The 15954-nt window shown below is 66.2% G+C and carries 14 protein-coding genes; 5 read left to right on the top strand and 9 right to left on the bottom strand.

What is annotated here, in order from left to right:
• Window positions 1-34: 34 nt before the first annotated feature.
• From IEY49_RS15215 to IEY49_RS15225, 3 genes are all read right to left on the bottom strand, one after another.
• Window positions 35-964, bottom strand: a complete 930-nt coding sequence (locus IEY49_RS15215) for a phage NrS-1 polymerase family protein (protein WP_189010313.1) — start codon at window positions 962-964, stop codon at window positions 35-37.
• Window positions 961-2319: a zinc ribbon domain-containing protein gene (locus tag IEY49_RS15220; protein ID WP_189010315.1), complete on the bottom strand. Its 1359-nt coding sequence runs from the start codon at window positions 2317-2319 to the stop codon at window positions 961-963. The genes IEY49_RS15215 and IEY49_RS15220 overlap by 4 nt, the downstream gene beginning before the upstream one ends.
• Before the next feature lie 718 nt (window positions 2320-3037).
• A complete protein-coding gene (locus IEY49_RS15225; RefSeq protein ID WP_189010317.1) occupies window positions 3038-5275 on the bottom strand; it encodes a DEAD/DEAH box helicase family protein in 2238 nt (745 codons plus the stop codon).
• Between the two features lie 556 nt (window positions 5276-5831).
• Between IEY49_RS15225 and IEY49_RS15230 the strand changes: the two genes are divergently transcribed.
• Window positions 5832-6473 carry a hypothetical protein gene (locus tag IEY49_RS15230; RefSeq protein WP_189010319.1) on the top strand — a complete coding sequence of 214 codons (642 nt, stop codon included), beginning with the start codon at window positions 5832-5834 and terminating at the stop codon, window positions 6471-6473.
• Here IEY49_RS15230 and IEY49_RS15235 read toward each other — a convergent pair whose 3' ends face one another.
• Together IEY49_RS15235 and IEY49_RS15240 are read right to left on the bottom strand one after the other, a co-directional pair.
• Window positions 6474-7037, bottom strand: a complete 564-nt coding sequence (locus tag IEY49_RS15235; RefSeq protein ID WP_189010322.1) for a hypothetical protein — start codon at window positions 7035-7037, stop codon at window positions 6474-6476. It lies immediately after the preceding gene.
• Window positions 7021-7440 (bottom strand): hypothetical protein, encoded by a 420-nt coding sequence (locus IEY49_RS15240; protein WP_189010324.1) that lies wholly within the window; start codon window positions 7438-7440, stop codon window positions 7021-7023. Before IEY49_RS15240 ends, IEY49_RS15235 begins: the two co-directional genes overlap by 17 nt.
• A gap of 363 nt (window positions 7441-7803) precedes the next feature.
• Here IEY49_RS15240 and IEY49_RS15245 point away from each other — a divergent pair, with 363 nt between their 5' ends.
• Both IEY49_RS15245 and IEY49_RS15250 read left to right on the top strand, forming a co-directional pair.
• Complete coding sequence (locus tag IEY49_RS15245) at window positions 7804-8052, top strand: AHH domain-containing protein (protein WP_189010326.1); 249 nt, start codon at window positions 7804-7806, stop codon at window positions 8050-8052.
• 11 nt (window positions 8053-8063) lie between these two features.
• Entirely contained in the window at window positions 8064-8636 is a 573-nt protein-coding gene (locus IEY49_RS15250; RefSeq protein ID WP_189010328.1) for a hypothetical protein, read from the top strand.
• Window positions 8637-8844: 208 nt separating this feature from the next.
• Here the strand turns inward: IEY49_RS15250 and IEY49_RS15255 are convergent, their stop codons facing one another.
• Entirely contained in the window at window positions 8845-9138 is a 294-nt protein-coding gene (locus IEY49_RS15255; protein WP_189010330.1) for a hypothetical protein, read from the bottom strand.
• Between the two features lie 154 nt (window positions 9139-9292).
• Here IEY49_RS15255 and IEY49_RS15260 point away from each other — a divergent pair, with 154 nt between their 5' ends.
• The gene (locus IEY49_RS15260; protein ID WP_189010332.1) at window positions 9293-10084 is read left to right on the top strand and encodes a hypothetical protein; all 792 of its coding nucleotides are present in this window, start codon (window positions 9293-9295) and stop codon (window positions 10082-10084) included.
• A gap of 163 nt (window positions 10085-10247) precedes the next feature.
• Here IEY49_RS15260 and IEY49_RS15265 read toward each other — a convergent pair whose 3' ends face one another.
• The 3 genes from IEY49_RS15265 to IEY49_RS15275 form a co-directional block, all read right to left on the bottom strand.
• Window positions 10248-11234, bottom strand: coding sequence for an NAD-dependent epimerase/dehydratase family protein (locus IEY49_RS15265; protein WP_229780838.1), 987 nt, complete (start codon window positions 11232-11234; stop codon window positions 10248-10250).
• 576 nt (window positions 11235-11810) lie between these two features.
• The gene (locus IEY49_RS15270; protein ID WP_189010336.1) at window positions 11811-12725 is read right to left on the bottom strand and encodes an SDR family oxidoreductase; all 915 of its coding nucleotides are present in this window, start codon (window positions 12723-12725) and stop codon (window positions 11811-11813) included.
• Between the two features lie 75 nt (window positions 12726-12800).
• Window positions 12801-13256: a DUF1775 domain-containing protein gene (locus IEY49_RS15275; RefSeq protein WP_189010338.1), complete on the bottom strand. Its 456-nt coding sequence runs from the start codon at window positions 13254-13256 to the stop codon at window positions 12801-12803.
• 222 nt (window positions 13257-13478) lie between these two features.
• Here IEY49_RS15275 and IEY49_RS15280 point away from each other — a divergent pair, with 222 nt between their 5' ends.
• Window positions 13479-15905: a tetratricopeptide repeat protein gene (locus tag IEY49_RS15280; protein ID WP_189010340.1), complete on the top strand. Its 2427-nt coding sequence runs from the start codon at window positions 13479-13481 to the stop codon at window positions 15903-15905.
• Window positions 15906-15954: the final 49 nt, after the last annotated feature.

The following is a 15954-nucleotide window of genomic DNA, read 5'->3' on the forward strand; positions in this document are numbered from 1 at the left end:
AGGTGAGGGTGCGCGGTCTCATTGCCGGCAGGCTTCAACCTGAGGCGCAGCTCATGGCGAGCGCCGTGTCGATCGTGTACGTGCTGTAATCCCGGCCATCGGCGGCCACCCGCTGCGCCCAGCGGTCCCCCCGGGAACGGCCGAGGGCACTGCCCTGCCAGAGACGGCGCAACTGCACGGGGTCCCGGGTGTACCAGCACAGCAGCCGCAGCAGCGCCAGGTCCGCCCGGCTGGGGTCCCCCTGGTATCCGGAAAGGTCGCCCTGCTCGAAGAGGGCCAGGAATTTCGGGGCGTTGCGCGCGGCCCTCAGCCGACGCAGGATGACCTGGTCGTCGAGCGTCAGGTCCGCCGGGCGGGGCCCCCGCAGGTCGGCCGGGCGAGGGAGAGACCGGCGATGCAGGTCCCGCAAGACGTCCCCCCGGTCGAGCAGCCGGCTGTACCCGTCCAGCGCGTTCCCGGAGACCGTCAGGAATCCCCGGTCGATCCACTCCAGACCCAGGTGCCCGAGCTTCCCCCGGCGGCCTGGACGGTCCAGCGTCCCCAGGGCCACACAGTGCAGCCCCCGCCCGGAGACGGACACCTCCGTCAGCGAGTCGACGGTCCGGACCAGCTCACGTGCGCCCGGGGACACCTCGCCCCGCTCCACCACACCGTCCAGATCCAGGGCCAGCAGCGGCAGGCCGCCCAGCACCGGGCGTCCGTCCAGAACGATCCCCAGACCGTCACACGCGCCAGCTTCCAGGAGGGCAGTCGCCTGATCCAGCACCAGGTGATGGCGCACGTCCAGCGGATTGACTGGGTACAGCCGGCCGCTGCTCAGCCGGCACGGCACCTTGCCCGGACGACCCGACGCCCGGATCCGGACCTGATAGGGAAGATACGCCCGCAGGCCCTGCAACCCCTCAGGCCAATGACGCCGGATCCTCTCTGCCCGCACAGAAAGAGAGTCAAAGGCGGCGGTCACGCGGCCCATCCCAGCTGCCGCGCGGCGCGCGTATACACGTTCAGCGCGCCATTCTCATCCCGGTGCCGGCGCGTTCCACAGGCCGTGCAGCGTCCCAAACGGCCCGAGTACCTCATGGTGTTCGCCCCGCCACAGGCCGCGCAGTCGACGGTGGTGCCAGCCGGCCCGATGTCCAGCCCCTGCCGGATGCCGTCCGAATGCCGGACGACTTCCCGGAGGAACTGCATGTGCAGGTCCAGGCCGCTGAACTCCGCGAACGCCGGGTAATCGAGCTGTCGGCGCCGCATGCCTGCCAGATCGGTCGCCTCCAGGGCCAGGTACCGGTGACCGAGAAACAGGGACGTGGCCGCGTCCAGCACCGGCCGCACCTGCCGGCAGTGCAGCAGTTCCTGACGGCTCAGCCGCGCGAGGCCGACATCCAGCACCCGGTCGACCTGACCCCTGAGCGGGGCTGGCAGCGGAGCCACCCATGACCCGGAGAGGGGCGAATCGAACCGGCCGACGCCATACCGGGTGGCCCAGGCGTACAGGGTCCGGATGCCGGGGTCCACCGCGATCAGGCCGGGATCCGGGGGCTGGGCGAGGTCTGAAATGCGGAAATTCCAATGGACGCGGTACTGGGCAGGCTCACCCGGCCGCACGCACTGCTCCAGTTCGGCCTCTTCCAGGAAGGTCAGCGTGACCGGTCCTGTGCAAGGTGCGGCAAGCGGCACGGCCAGGCGGGCTTCCATCTCACCGTACCGGGCGACATGGCGCAGGTACTCTTCATCCGCCTGCGCGTCTCCCGCCAGCAGGCGCCGCGTCAGCGTCTCGCGGGTCTCGCGCAGCCTGACACCGAGCTGCTGCCGCCACACGTCGACCGCCAGACCCGCCGGGCCAGGCAGGGTGAACACCGGCGCGAGGACCGGTCCCACCCCCACCACCTCGACACAGAGACTGCTGACGGGGCGCACCAGGGCACGCAGGCGCAGCCCTGAAGGTGGCGTGGCAGAAATGGCTGACAGTGGTGCCTGTGCCCCGACGTCACGCAGGGTGCGCCGGAACGCCGCGACCAGGGTGTCCAGCGCGTGGCGACCCAGCAGGGCCGTCCAGCCCTCGTCGTCCGCCACGGGATTGAATTCCGCGCGCCACGCGGCGCCGCTGCGCTGCGGAATCCGGCCGTGACCGGTCGGCCACCTCACCTGGCTGCGGAGACGCTGCGCGGCTTCCTGCATCGACAGGGGCTCTCCCGCCGCTTCAGAGCGGGCATGCAGCGCCAGAAGGCGCCAGGCGGCCCCCGCAGCGTCAAACCGCTGATCCAGCGCGGGAGCCTGGGTGTCCGTGGGATGAAGTGAATGATTCAGGGTGATTGTCATGGTGCTCCTGTGGTGGGATCCGGCTTCCCGAACGGGACCGCACATCGGGGCCCTCCTGTGTCCACCCCGCACGGCACGGGAGCCTCCTCCCCACCTCCCTCTCGTCGGGCCGCGCTCCGGGCGGCCCACCCTCAACGGGATGTCAGAGCCGTCACACCTTCAGAAGGCGCTGTGTACCCCGCCCCACCGATACGACGTCCGGACGAGCGGAGATCAGACCACGGAATTCCTCCGCGCAGATCCAACCAGTGAGTCGGGCGTGACAGTCGTTGATCCGCCACCTGCCCACCTTCTTCTGGGCTGACATCCCAAAGGGGAAACGTCCTTTCCCGCTAAAAGGGGAAAAAGCATTTCCCCTATACGAAAGGGGAAACGTTCTTTCCCCCAAAGGGGAAAAAGCATTTCCCCTATACGAAAGGGGAAACGTTCTTTCCCCCAAAGGGGAAAAAGCATTTCCCCTTCAGCGTCGACTGAGAAAGCGCGAATGATCTCCAAGCTTTCCTTAAACGACGTGTTGAAGGGCTTTTTTCTATCTGAGGAGTCGTGCGGGAAGGGAAAACCCTGTCCCTCCACGAAAGGGGAAACGTTCTTTCCCCACCTGAAGGGGAAAAAGCATTTCCCCTCAATCAGCCGAAAAAAGGGGAAAGGGTATTTCCTCCTCCTGCTTTTTTCAGGAAAATATGCTGTCTGGCACGACATAAATTGTCAGTCACCCTCTTTATCTCCCAGAGAAGGCAGTGACGTGGGTGGGTGGCGGTGGGAGGGGGGAGAGAAGGGCCTGCACTGCTTTTCTAGCCTGTGAGCGCGTGCGCGCCCAGGTCAAATGCTTGGTCTGTTTCTCCGGATAGGCTTGAATCAGCTCCGCGAACACCTCAACAAATTTCAGTGTCTCCCCCACTTTCACGTTCGTCCGGACGGGCGTCACGAAAAAAGGCAACCACGCCTGTTGTGTACGGCTGAGAAATTCAGGCAGGTCGTCGCAGGGCTGCCAGCCGACCAGGGTGGCCCACTGGTGCAGGGCCGAGCCTGGCGTCCGGCTGGCCCAGTCCAGGAGGGTGCGGGACGCCCGCCCGATGTCCCTGTGGAGTTGCGGTGTCAGGGTGGGCGGCTCCATCAACCCGAGCGTTTGCAGGGCAAGCAGGGGAACCGCGCCGCAGTGCCGCTCGACTTCCGTGGCCACCCCGAGCGTCACACGTGACCACCCGGGGTTCCTGGCGCCGAGCCTGATGGGGGCGTCGGTCAGGTAGCGCTCGAAGCCCACCCCAAACTCCTGCCAGTGTTTACAGGTCTCGGTGGCTTCTGCCTCGCACTCCTTCGGGCACAACTCATGTGGATTGAAGGCGACCAGCAGTTGAGGCCGGCTCTGCCCTGGAGGGGTGCGGTGCTGCCGGGAGCGGTGCAGGGCCTGCATCAGTTCGGCCCGCTCCCGGCGTTCGAGCACGGCCTTGCGTTCCGTCTGATCGGTCAGGCGTGCAGCCAGTTCATACGCGGCGTAGGTTTTCGGCAACCGCCAGCTGGTGAGGGCGACCACGTTCCAGCCTGCGTAGCGGTTCGAGCCGTTGAGCGCTCCCCAGTGCGCCAGGCGGTGCCCCCTCATCCGGGTCAGTGGTTCCATCGTCTGGTCTGAGAGCGCCACCTCGTCCCCCAGGAAGCGCTGGGCCAGCTCCCGGAACCGCCGTCCGGATCTGGAGTTCGGGTCGAGCAGCGCCTTGTGCACGACCACCAGCGTGTTTCGGGGCGAGGCCCGCACGAACTCCCGGACTTCCATCAGCACCCAGGCCAGCTTGCGTTCATTTTTGGTGTGCCGCAGGTCGATGGGATCCAGCCGCAGGGCCGGAGCCACTTCGATTTGGGTGATGACCTCCGGGCCCGCACGAACGTGCCGGGGGTGCTCGAACACCCCGCGGTACTCCGGTTCAGTGGCGTACGCGTCGAGCACCACCGTGGGGCATCGCCGCGGCAGGGTGGGCAGCAGGTGGAAGCGCAGTCGGGCAGTCCCCAGGCCCGGTTGGCCTTGACCGTACGTCCAGGTCAGGCCGAACCGGTTCTCGTGCGTATCTCCCTCACTGATGCGGTCCATGGCGCTCGCGAACTCACGCGCCAGCATCTCGGCGAAGCGGTCCGCGGTTCGCTCGGTGGCCTTCGTTGGTGCCAGAAGTGCGCTCAGGGCCTGGCTGAACGCCACGCGGTGCGCCGCGGAGAACGGCTGTCCGGCCAGCCGCCGGAGGTGCCCCAGAAAGTTCGGGGCGGCCAGGTCGAACCGGCGCAGGGCCCACCCGGGCTGGAGGCTCCGCTTCTTCAAGGCGCCATAGGTCTCAGGCCTGTCCAGACGCACGTTGAACTGCCCGGCGGCGCGGGCGGTCAGGTACTGTGCTTCGACGAGGGCGGCCAGAAAGGACTGGGGGGTGAGGCGGGCCAGTCCCGCTTCGACCAGGGTGTCGGCGGTGACGATCAGGGACGAGGTGGGGTTCTCGTCGATGATGAGCAGCTCAGCGTCCCGCAAGGCGCGTGCCGGCCCGCTGAGGACGCTCAGGAGCGGCAGGTGCGCGTGACTGACGATCACGACACCCGCCTGTGCCCACAGACCCCTGAACTGCGCCGCGTACCGCTGCGCCGCATCCTCGCCCGCCGGTGTGCTGGCCTGCACGGCTGCCCGGCCGTAGATGATCTTCACGCCCTGAGTCAATCCCAAAGCCTGAAACAGCTCCGTCAGATCGCGCTGCACCTGGGCGGCCAGACTCCCGGCGCCGGCGGTGGATGACACGGCGATCAGCACCCGCTGCAACCGGCGCTGGAGGAAGCGTTCAGCGATCACCTCGAAGGCGGCGTGCGTCTTCCCGGCGCCGGGGACTGCGGAGATGACGGTCGTGCCTGGAGTGTCGGCGGCGTCCAGGATGGCCTGAAGGAGGGAGGGACGGGCTGGTGTGGGAACATCGGCAGGAGCCACCAGGGTCACAGGGCCGCCCCTGGGCTCAGGTAGTTGATGAGGCCACAGGTGGTGCCGGTCCGCCCCAGGTGGAGGAGACCCGTGCACGCCACCGCGGTGTTCAGCTCCGGCGGTGCTGGGGGGGTGTTCTGGGCACTCTGGTGCTGACTTGTGACGCCACTAAAGGCCCGTTCGAATAAAGAGGGGAGTGGGGGTGCAGCGAGAGGCAGCATCAGGCGGAGGGAGAGCACGAGCACTTTTCCACGGTACGAGCACCATCGAAATTCTGCCGGGTCCGTTGCAAGTGCCCCAAAAACTCTCATCATCTCGCTGGCCTGAGCGTAGAGATGCCTCTGTTCAGCCCGCGGATACAGACGGGCGCGTCCCGTTTTGCGCGCCGTTGAGGCCCTCTCGCCAGAGGGGCCGATCCGGGTACCCGGTGTCATTGAGCATGTCCACGCCAAGACGCGGTGCCCTCCCCCCTGTGTCCGGCGCTTCGCTCAGCACAGCCGCTCCCGCTGGATCTCAGGAGCGCCATGTGAGTGTTTTTCTCCACGGTCGGCCTGGTTGCGCTCACCGTAGAGACATGACCGCTCTGAACGAACTGCTCGCGTACACCGACGTCCTCTCCCGGCCACGCGCTTCCCTGGCCGCCGCGCAGGCCATGATGACCCCGGCCGTCTGCGAACTGCTCGTGGACCTCCAGTGGTGGCACACCGAGACCCTCAGGTGCATGGTCGATCGCTACGGCGTTGATGTGGTGCTCCGGGCGACGCAGGCGCACCTGACCGACATCATCAGCACGGTCTACGGGGAGCTCGTGATTCTGGGGCCACGTGGGAAGCGTTTGCTCGGCGTGCGGTCCGGGACCCCCGCGAGCACCACGCCGGATGCGGCCGCCACTCACCTGTATCGCCGGCGGGCCCTGGCGCACCTGGAGAAGACCTGTGGCCTGACCTACGACACCCTTCTCGACCACGGCGGCAGACTCCACCGGGCCCTGCACACCATGCGTGACCCGCAGGGCCGGCAGCACGTGGTGATGGCCAGTCACGTCGGCTACGCGCCGGCGACCATCCGCCGCGCCCATCAAGGCATGTTTGCCCGGCTGATTCTCGAGCAGGCGGACCTGATCGTGGTGGTGCCGGACCGGCGCCGCACAGCAGCGCTCGAACGCCGGCCCGGGTACCGGTTGCAGGTGGTGCCGTTCCGGCTGCCACGCGGGTGATCAGTCCAGCGAGAGGACATGGTGCAGGGACAGTGACCCGCAGCCCAGCCCCTCGAGGACCGCCCGCGTCAGGTTCTGGTGCCGGCGGGGAACGGTGGTGCCGTAGACCACCGCGTCGTACTCACGCGTGAACCTTTTCAGTTTGCTGTGCATGGCGGTGAGTTTGTAGGCGCCCGTATCGAATTCCGCGGCCATGAGCTCGCCGGGTGGGTGGCGGTACTCCAGGTCGGGCCGTTCGCCTTCCGGCGTTTTCGACGGCATGGTCAGCGCGGCCGGATCGAATTCATCCAGGGGTACGGCGCCCAGAACGAGTTCCAGCGCGCCACACGTGTGCAGCATGTCGGTACCCCGCAGGCGCCCACGCAGGTCCCGCGTCGCCACCATCTGGATCTGGCGGCGGGAGTGTTTCCCCTGGTGGCGGAGGTTCACCCCCATGGGCATCATGACCAGTCCGCTGCGGTGCAGCTCCGGTAGATCCAGACTGGCGAGGCGGCCCGCCTGCGTGGCGGTCATCACCCGCGTGACGGCGAGCACATCCCGCACGCGGTCAAGGTGGTCCGTCATCGGGCTCCTGCGGGCCATGACAGCCGGTGACCTCATCCAGCCACGTGCCGACCATCACGGTCACCGCGTCCGCGCAGGACAGCCGCATCCTGGCGGCCACCGCCGTCAGCCGTTCCAGGTCCCGCGGGGCCAGGGAGACGGACAGGACGGGTGCCGCCTCACTGTTTCGGCTCTGGGTGCATTGACGGACGGCCAGGGCGACCACCTCCGCGCGGGTCAGGCCCAGGGCGTGTGCCTCCGCGTCCACGCGCCTGGCGTCAACAGGACGAACCGTGGCGGTGACCTGGATCCCCCGCTCACCGTGCCGGGCTTTTCTCCCGGCTCCAGCCCGTCGACCGCCATGGCGCTCGCCCGTCCCGCATGAAGGCAGGAGGATGAAGTCGTCATGGGTCACGTCCGGCATGGTTCAGTCGTACCAGACGAAGGCCTGCCCGGGGGAAAAACCGGTGAAATGGGTCCGGGCGGTGGCGCACGCCGGCCGGACTGCCATTCCTTTTCATGGCTGATGTCTTGGACTCTACGAGTGTTTCGGCGGTCCCGGCGACGCCACCGGCGTCTCAGGGAGGCCGGATGCAGGTGGCGTTCGGTCAGAACTTGAAAGCACCTGTGCAATCAAGAAAGTCCCCATCCTCAGCGGCGGGGTGTCGTGATCCGGCCGCCGGGGATGGTGCCGCCGTCAGTGAAACAGGTGAACTTCGCGCTGTGCACCCTTGACGCCAAGGGTGCGTCCTGGTCACCCTGCATGCACCCTGTGACTGGCGTGGTCATGCGAAGGAAACTGGGGAAATTCCGCATCAATATCAATGATGTGGACAACGGTGTCCTGCTGCCCGCCAACGTCAAGGCCGTTACCTACACCCCCTCACTTCCTGGTACCGTGACCAGTGGCATTCACACCGCCCGCTACTACCATGCGCTTCACGCCCGGCTTGAGCCGCTGACGTCTGGCCGCGCTGTCCGGGCTGAACTGCGTAAGATCGCCGCCGAACTCCTCACCGGCACATTCCCCTACTGAGGTCAGCTTCCGTGACGACTGTCAAGAAGATCTACTCCGCCAGCGTGGACGGCACCGGGTTCGCACCCCTCCGGGCCCGGCATGAAGACATGAGCTTCCTCAACGAGCGACTCAAATCGCCGATGTACGGCACCCGGCCATTGGCCTCGACCTGGACGCCTCTCGAGATGGACGTGCTACAAGGCGCGAAGGTTCCCCGGCACACGGCGGATGTTACGCAGATCACCTTGTACACGTTCGCGTTCAAGGCAGCGGCTGTTCGGGTGCTGGGCGACTTGCTGATGGCGCACGGCGAACTGCTTCCTATCAGTGTGCCGGGGCATGAGTACTATGCGTATCACGCGACCCGTCATCCGGATCCACGGGATCCGGCGCGGGCTGACGATCCGGGATTCTCCTTCCTGGAGGAACGCCTGGACGGGATGGACTTCTTTCAGTTGCCCAGGAATCTGATGTATTTCGCCAGCAGCGCTTTTCTCGAGGTGTACGACCAGCACGAGCTGACCGGCCTGACATTTCGTGAGCGCTGGCCGGAAGCGCAGCAAGGGCCCACCCTGCCTGCCCTTCGTATTCCGACGAAGTGAGGTTCCGACTTCCTCTGGACTGATTCGTGTCTTGGTCCTGGAAGGTTCGTACGGGGGCGTATGGATGGACGCGCGCAGAGTCGTCCTTACGTTGTGTCGACGTCCAAGGAACTCCCAGCGGACCAGGCACGACCGCCCAGGGCCAGGGCTGTAGGTGCCGGGCAGAACGCTCCTCCGGCTGGGCCAGCCCCCTTGAAAGGTGTGAAGGCTACTTCGGTCTGCCCGCACCTGTGGAGGGCCTCCGGTCCTCTAGTGAACCCCCCTCGTGAAAGCTGACGTCTACGAGGGGGGCGATCAGGCTCTGCACCTGAGCAGGGGAGTGCGACCAGGGTCCCCATAGGGTGAGATCGAAGACGGGGTCGGGACTGGGCCGCAGGTGCAGCGTGGCCCCGAAGGCCTGCTGAACGAAGCGGCGTAGGGGCGTGAGGGTGCGGTCCTCCGGCAGGAGGGCAAGGGGGACGTGCAGGTGCAGAATGGGGGGGGTGCCGTTCCATTCTGTCATATACATAATTGTATCATGCGGTTCATGCGCGTGTGCTTCAAGTGCCCGTGGAATGAGCTGTACCTGGTCCGAAGCACCTGCTGAAGCGTTCTGCCTCCACCCCATCGAAAAAAAGACCCCGAGTGATCCGGACTGCCTCCAAAATGAGAGGGAGATGCCCGCCCTCGCTCCCCAACTCCTTCTGGACCTCGTCACTCGTCGCCTCGCTGCCGGTCGGAAGGCGCCGGCCACCCTTTGGGCCCGCACGGCTGTGCACGCCGCGCCGGCTTCAGCCCATTCCTGGGCTGCTCTGGGAGCGGCGCACATGCAGCAGCAGCGCTGGCACCCCGCGCAGCTCGCCTGTCGCCAAGCGGTGCATCTCGACCCCACCCACCGTGAGGCCTGGACGAATTTCGGGCAAGCCGCTTCGGCCCGCTGGGATGCGGAGACCGCGTCACATGCCTGGGCGGCGCTCGGCATCGCTATCTTGAGCGATGAGGGGCAGGAACGTATGCAGGTGCGTTTCCAGACCGAGTGCGGTTCGGAGCTGGTGAACGCAGAACGGCTCAACCCGGCGATGGCCCTGCTGGTGGGAATTCCCACGCCCGCGACTGGCCATCGCTGTGGCGACGTGGTGCTTCTCAACGATCTCGACGGTCATCCGTACACGCAGCTCGGGCAGGTGTACCGAGTATTTCAGGCTCAGGCTGTCGTGCAACCCAGCCGGCGGTCCACGTGGCATGCGGTGCTGCATGTACCCTGGACTGATCATCTGCCGGACCTGTATGGGCACACGTCGTGGTTCCTTGCGGTGGCTCACACCTGGCCCAGCGGGTCTCTCCGTGACCTGAAGGACTACGCCCTGGTCCACGGCGACGCGTTGCGCGAGGTAGGGCATCCTGACCCGGAAGGCGGTGCGGTCACTGGTAGGTGTACTCCGAAAACGGGCTGGCTTCACTTGGAGTGAGGGCGTACGTGATCTTGGGCACCCCGGCGTCACCACTGGCCTCACAGACCGTCAAGGGCGATGCCATCAAGATGGGTCGTGGCGTCCGGCACCGCCGGGTCTACTGCCCGTACAACCTCCTCCAGGTCTTCGACACAGGACACGACGTTGTGCTCATTTTTATTTACCCCTCGCGGGTCACATGGAAAGTCGCGATGTCTGCCCGCAGAGCCTCGCGCACTGGCGTGTACGTTAAGCCCAGTTCCCGCTCGGCCTTCTCGCTCCCGAACCGGAACCCCTGGGCGAGGTGGAGCGCGGTCTCCCTCGACAGGCCCAGTACTGGTGGTGTGCGCGTCATCCGTGCCACGGTCCCGCATACAGCCGCACCCGCGTGTGCCAGCCAGTCCGGAAAGGCCAGCTTTGGTCGCGGCACGCCCGACAGCTCGCTCACCAGCGACACGAATTCCCCGTTCGTCAGGTACTCCCGGCCGATCAGGTACCGCTCCCCCGCGTTGCCCTCCCGCTCCGCCGCCCGCACAATCGCTTGCGCCACGTCATCGACATGCACGAAGGTGAACCCGCCCGCCTCGAACACCCGCGCCGGTTGCTGACCACGCACCAGTTGCCTGATCCAGATGCCCGTGTCTTTCGGATCGCCCGGTCCCAGCACCGCGCCCGGGTAGACCATCACGACCTTGAGGCCCTGGCGCGCGTGTTCCCAGACGACCTCATCCCCGGCGTGCTTGGTTCGTGCGTACGCGGTCGCGTGCTGTCCCACGCGGCTGTCCTCGCGCAGCGGCTGATCCGGTGACGCGCCAAACGCCACGATGCTGCTGACATGCACCACCTTGCGCACGCCGGCCTCCAGGGCCGCAGTCATGACGTTCCGGTTTCCCTGCACATTCACCGTCTGGTACACCTGTTCATCCGGTTCGTACAGGCTGTAACGGTTGGCCAGGTGCAGCAGCCAGTCACTTCCCCGCATGGTGTCCGCCAGCCCGCCGGGCCGCGTGACGTCCCCGGGCACGAGGTGCACGCCCAGCGCCCGCAGGTTCGTGGCGGCAGCCGGGTGACGGACCAGGGCGGTGACGTGATGGTGACGCTGAAGAAGCTGGTGAACCACACGCCGGCCAATGAACCCTGTGGCTCCTGTGACAAAGACGCGCATCATTCTCTCCACGATCTGTGGAAGCGACAGATCTTCATTGGGCAACGACGTCAGCCGGCGCCTGCCAGACCCTGCCCCGCTCCAGGCCGGATCTGCACGGTAATGGCGTGGTCTGACCTTCCATGATAGAGACCGCATTCGCCCGCTTGTACAGCATGACACCTCTCATTGACACCGGGTTGTCCTCTGCCAGCGCCGTTGGTGCGGATGCTCCGGGTTGAAGAGCCACGGCCCTGACTTCGTTTGCAAGCATGTCAGGGGAACTCTGGCTGGATTCGGAAGTGGACATAGGGCAACGCCATGTGCTGACTGTGTCTGTAGGTCCTGGCCTCAGGCCTCCACAAGAAGCGGTCGCTGAACTTCATTATGGCCAGCTGCCCCACGCAACTGACCGCCGAAAACCAGCGCCACCAAGGGAGCTGGACGCGCACCAGCGAACATCACTCCGGGCAACCCGGTGAGGTCACTGGGGTCAGGCAGCCTCCAGGCAGATTCAGCGTACAGATCAGGAACAGATGCCGGCGTGCCCGCCGTTTTCGTTTCAGCGTGAGCGGCAGGAGCCGCGTCCGGAAGCACACCTCACGCACGCGCCGGGTCAACCTGGAGCGTGCCCTGGGCGGAAGTCCACTCTGCAATCTCACGCAAAGAAGTCAAACGCACCGGGTCCTGCGCGAGGGTGCGTGCCGGGGCAAGCCGCATGTCAGCCGTGTCCTGCCAGACCGCCAGGGCAGCCAGGCGGGCCAGCGGCCGATGAAACGGGCGCATCAGCACGGCGACCGCATGCAGGACCCAGAGCGGGACAACTTTCACGCGCGCCGATTTTCCTGATGCCCGCTCGAACACCCGCACGACTTCCCGAAGTGAAATATTCTCGGGACCTCCCACGTCGATGACGCGTCCACGAGCGGCCGGGTCCTCCAGGGCAGCCACGACAAAAAACGCCACGTCCTGCACGGCCACGTAGTTTATGGGATTCTGGCCACGCCCGAACAGCATTACGGGCCGTCCGCGCACGACCGGTTCCCACATCAACGTCGCCCAGAATTCCATGAAGGCTGCCGGACGCAGGATGGTCCATGACAGGCCACTGCCCCGCAGGTACCTCTCTCCGGCAGCTTTGTAGCGCATAAAGTCCACCGGGCTCTCTGAGCTGCTGCCCCAGGCGGACGTGAACACGAAATGTTCTACCTGTGCATGGGCGGCTGCGTCGATCAGGGTGGAGATGCCACGCAGGTCCACCGCTTCCGACGAGTTGTGGCCCGTTCCGCTCAGGGCGTGGGCGGCAGACAACACGTGGGTGCAGCCTTGCACCGCGCGCTCAATCGACCGTCTGTCGCGCAGATCACCCTGAACGACTTGTGCCCCTTGTGCTGCCAGGTCTCCCAGACCGGAAGGATGACGCGTCATGGCCCGTACCTCCCAGCCCCGTGCGAGCAGGTGTGGAATCACGGCCCGGCCCAGGCGGCTGCTTGCTCCAACCACCAGAATCCTCATGTCGACCTCCTCTTTTGCAAGTCGCCTGATCGGTGCCGTACCACTGCGGTACACGACTGCCTGACCGCCGGCATGTCACTTCACTGTGGTGGAGGAAGCCGGGAAGTCCTTGTTGGCGTCGTCCCAGGCCGTCACCGTGTTGTCCGCGTACTTCTGGTAGACCTTCCACGTAAGTTGAGCGGCTTCCTTAGGGTTCGCACCCTGAAAATAGAAGCGCGCGATTTCCTGTGGCTCGATGCGGCCCGTCCACACCACCGCCGTGATCTTCCCGGCCGCGTCTTTCTCGAACGTGCGTTTCCAGCCTGGGGCTTGTAAGGTGCGGGACAGGACGAATCCCGCAGGAAGAAGCATGCGTACTTGAGTGGTGGCGCTCGTCGCCGCGCTCTCGTTCGGAACCTGCAAACGGTACATCTCGGTCGCGCCCAGGGCACTCTCAGTGGCCCCCAGCTCCGTACGCACCACCGCATGTGCAGCGGCGGAGGCACCAAAGGCGAGCGTGGTAACGGTGAAGAGGGTGTTCAGTATGCGCATCTTCGACTCCTTTGTGACCCGTGGGGCCCGTGAGCATTCACAGCTGTCCGGTGAACTGCGGAGGGCGCTCCAGGTCAGTCCTCATCGGTCAGTCCTGTTTCGGCACCCCCACACCCTGAGGGTAGACATGGCAGCGGTTGACCGCATCGGGTGAATTACCCACCGCCTTCCTCTCTAATGCACCTTGAAGACCTGCCGGGGAAGTACCCTGAGGGGGTCACCATGGACCACCGCCTCGCGTCGCCGCAACAAGCAGGCAGCAAGCTGTCGGTTAATGCCGCCGCGCTGATCGGGCGGGAGACGGACGCCCAGGCCCTCACGGCGCTTCTGAGCGACCCAGCAGTCTCCCTGGTGACGGTCACCGGGCCGGGTGGCGTCGGCAAGACCAGCCTCGCCTCACACGTTGCCCGGACCCTTACTCCTGCGTTCAGGGACGGTGTCTGCATGGTGCTGCTCGCTCCGCTGCGGCCCGACACCCCAGCCGAGACGGAAGTCGCGCGGGCACTCGGACTCAGGGACTCGACGTCCCGCGATGTTCTGCCGCGGGTTCTGAGCCGGCTGGAGCGCGCGCACCTGCTGCTGCTGCTCGACAACGCCGAACACCTTCCCCAGACGGGACCGTTCGTCTCCGCGCTGCTGGACGTTGTCGAGAACGTTCGGGTGCTCGTGACGAGCCGGACACCACTCGGCCTTTCGCGCGAACAGGAATTTGCCCTCGGCGCGCTCCCCGTGCCCAGGTTGGGCGGGACCTTTCAGGAAGTTCAGACCGCAGCGAGCGTTCAGCTGTTCCAGCGACGTGCCAAAGCGGTGAAACGCGACTTCGAGGTTCGCCTGGACAATGCCCAGGCGGTCGCGGAAATCTGCGCCCGCCTGGACGGCCTGCCGCTGGCGATTGAGCTCGCGGCCGCCAGAGTACGGGTGTTGCCGCCCGCCATGATGCTCGGGCACCTTCACTCCACGCTGGAACTGCTGACTGGAGGTCCAGGCGACCGTCCCGAACGCCAGCGTTCCCTGCGGGCCACGCTTGAGTGGAGTGAGCAGCTTCTCGAGCCCGAGCAGCGAAGACTGCTGTGGACCCTCGGCGTGTTCGCCCAGGGTGCCAGTCTGGCGAGCATCTCCGCTGTCGCGGGCCTTCCGGCTCACGTCGCCCTCGAGCAGCTCGAGACCCTGGCCCGTCATGGCCTGATCAGGGTGATGACGGGACCGGACGGTGACGGGCGCTTTGACCTGCTGGAAATCATCCGCGAGTTCGCCCTGGAACGGCTGGTCCAGCAGGGTGATGGTGACAGCATCCACCAGCGCCACGCGCGTCACTTCCTTTCGTTCGCCGTGAAGGCCGACGCGGACCTCTGGGGCGCCCGGCAGCATGAGGTTCTCTCTGCCCTGGAGCGTGAGCACGGCAACCTGCGCGCCGCCCTGACCTGGGCCCTCCAGCATGACCAGAACCTCGCGCTTGACCTTGCAGCCGCGCTGGGGAACTTCTGGAGCGTTCATGGACATTTCGCTGAAGGCCGCCAGTGGCTGGAACGTGCGCTCGATGGTGAGGGAAGCGCGGAGTCACGCGCGCGGGCCCTGTGCGCTGCGGGTGAGATGGCGAGGATGCAGGGCGACCATGAGCAGGCCGAGCGTCTGCTGTCCGCCAGTCTTACCCTGGCCCGTGATCATGCTGATGTTGGTGGGATGGCCGCGGCACTCAACCTGCTGGGGGTCCTGGCACACAACGCGGCCCGGCCCGACGAGGCGCGGGCGTTTCTGAACGAAGCGCTGCCCTTGTGGGAGGTGGAGCGCCGGGACCTGGGCCGCACGTCGCCCCTGTTCAACCTGGGTCGGCTCTCCCTGTACTGGGGAGAACCGCATGACGCTGTCGAACCCCTGAGCCGCGCGCTGGCCTTCTGGCGCACGAGTGGCAATACCCACGGCGTGGCCTACGCCCTGTACAGCCTCGGCCGGGCGCTCCTGGACATTGGGGATACCGGGCAGGCACAGCACCTGCTGCGTGAAAGCCTCGACCTGCGGCGTGCTATCGGTGACGAGCGCGGCATTATCGCGTCGCAGACGGCCCTTGGACTGAGTGCGGTCATGGGCGGCGAGTTCAGGGAAGCGCTGCCGCTTCTGTCTGACGCATTGACCCGCTCTGTGCGCCTGGGCCACCGCCGCAACATCGCCGAGAGCCTGGAGGATTATGCGGCGTACGCCGCGCGGGCTGGGAGCGCTGCTCAAGCGGTGCGGTGGTGCGCGGCCGCGCGGAACCTGCGGGCCATGATCGGTGCCCCGGCCGCGCCCCTGGATGAACGGCAGGTCGCCGTCACCTTGAGCCGCGCACGACAATCCCTCGGCGGCGCGGCCTACGAACGTGAGATGCGCGCCGGGACCCTGCTCGACCTGGATGCCGCCATCCAGGACGCATTGTCGCTGCGCGTCCCTGCGGCTCCTGGAGTGCAGTCGGGCCCTTCGACGTTCAGACTGTCCCCACGTGAACTCGAGGTGCTGCGCCTCCTGGCCGAAGGACGCAGCAACCGCGAAGTTGCTCAGAAGCTGACACTGAGCGAGAAGACCGTGGCGCGTCACGTCGAGAACGTGTTCAACAAGCTTGGCGTACACTCCCGGGCCTCGGCAGTCGCGATCGCCATTCGTGAAGGGCTCGTTTGACCAGCGAGGTATGGGTCATTCACCCGATGCGCCGGGCGCCGCACGTTCG

The organism is Deinococcus malanensis (assembly GCF_014647655.1).
In the GTDB taxonomy this organism is placed as follows: domain Bacteria; phylum Deinococcota; class Deinococci; order Deinococcales; family Deinococcaceae; genus Deinococcus; species Deinococcus malanensis.

Excerpts from the sequence above, each read along its gene's own strand:
- IEY49_RS15220 (WP_189010315.1), bottom strand. The coding sequence starts at position 2,319 with ATGACAATCACCCTGAATCATTCACTTCATCCCACGGACACCCAGGCT.
- IEY49_RS15230 (WP_189010319.1), top strand. The coding sequence starts at position 5,832 with ATGACCGCTCTGAACGAACTGCTCGCGTACACCGACGTCCTCTCCCGG.
- IEY49_RS15235 (WP_189010322.1), bottom strand. The coding sequence starts at position 7,037 with ATGACGGACCACCTTGACCGCGTGCGGGATGTGCTCGCCGTCACGCGG.
- IEY49_RS15240 (WP_189010324.1), bottom strand. The coding sequence starts at position 7,440 with ATGCCGGACGTGACCCATGACGACTTCATCCTCCTGCCTTCATGCGGG.
- IEY49_RS15245 (WP_189010326.1), top strand. The coding sequence starts at position 7,804 with ATGCGAAGGAAACTGGGGAAATTCCGCATCAATATCAATGATGTGGAC.
- IEY49_RS15255 (WP_189010330.1), bottom strand. The coding sequence starts at position 9,138 with ATGACAGAATGGAACGGCACCCCCCCCATTCTGCACCTGCACGTCCCC.
- IEY49_RS15260 (WP_189010332.1), top strand. The coding sequence starts at position 9,293 with ATGCCCGCCCTCGCTCCCCAACTCCTTCTGGACCTCGTCACTCGTCGC.
- IEY49_RS15265 (WP_229780838.1), bottom strand. The coding sequence starts at position 11,234 with ATGATGCGCGTCTTTGTCACAGGAGCCACAGGGTTCATTGGCCGGCGT.
- IEY49_RS15270 (WP_189010336.1), bottom strand. The coding sequence starts at position 12,725 with ATGAGGATTCTGGTGGTTGGAGCAAGCAGCCGCCTGGGCCGGGCCGTG.
- IEY49_RS15275 (WP_189010338.1), bottom strand. The coding sequence starts at position 13,256 with ATGCGCATACTGAACACCCTCTTCACCGTTACCACGCTCGCCTTTGGT.
- IEY49_RS15280 (WP_189010340.1), top strand. The coding sequence starts at position 13,479 with ATGGACCACCGCCTCGCGTCGCCGCAACAAGCAGGCAGCAAGCTGTCG.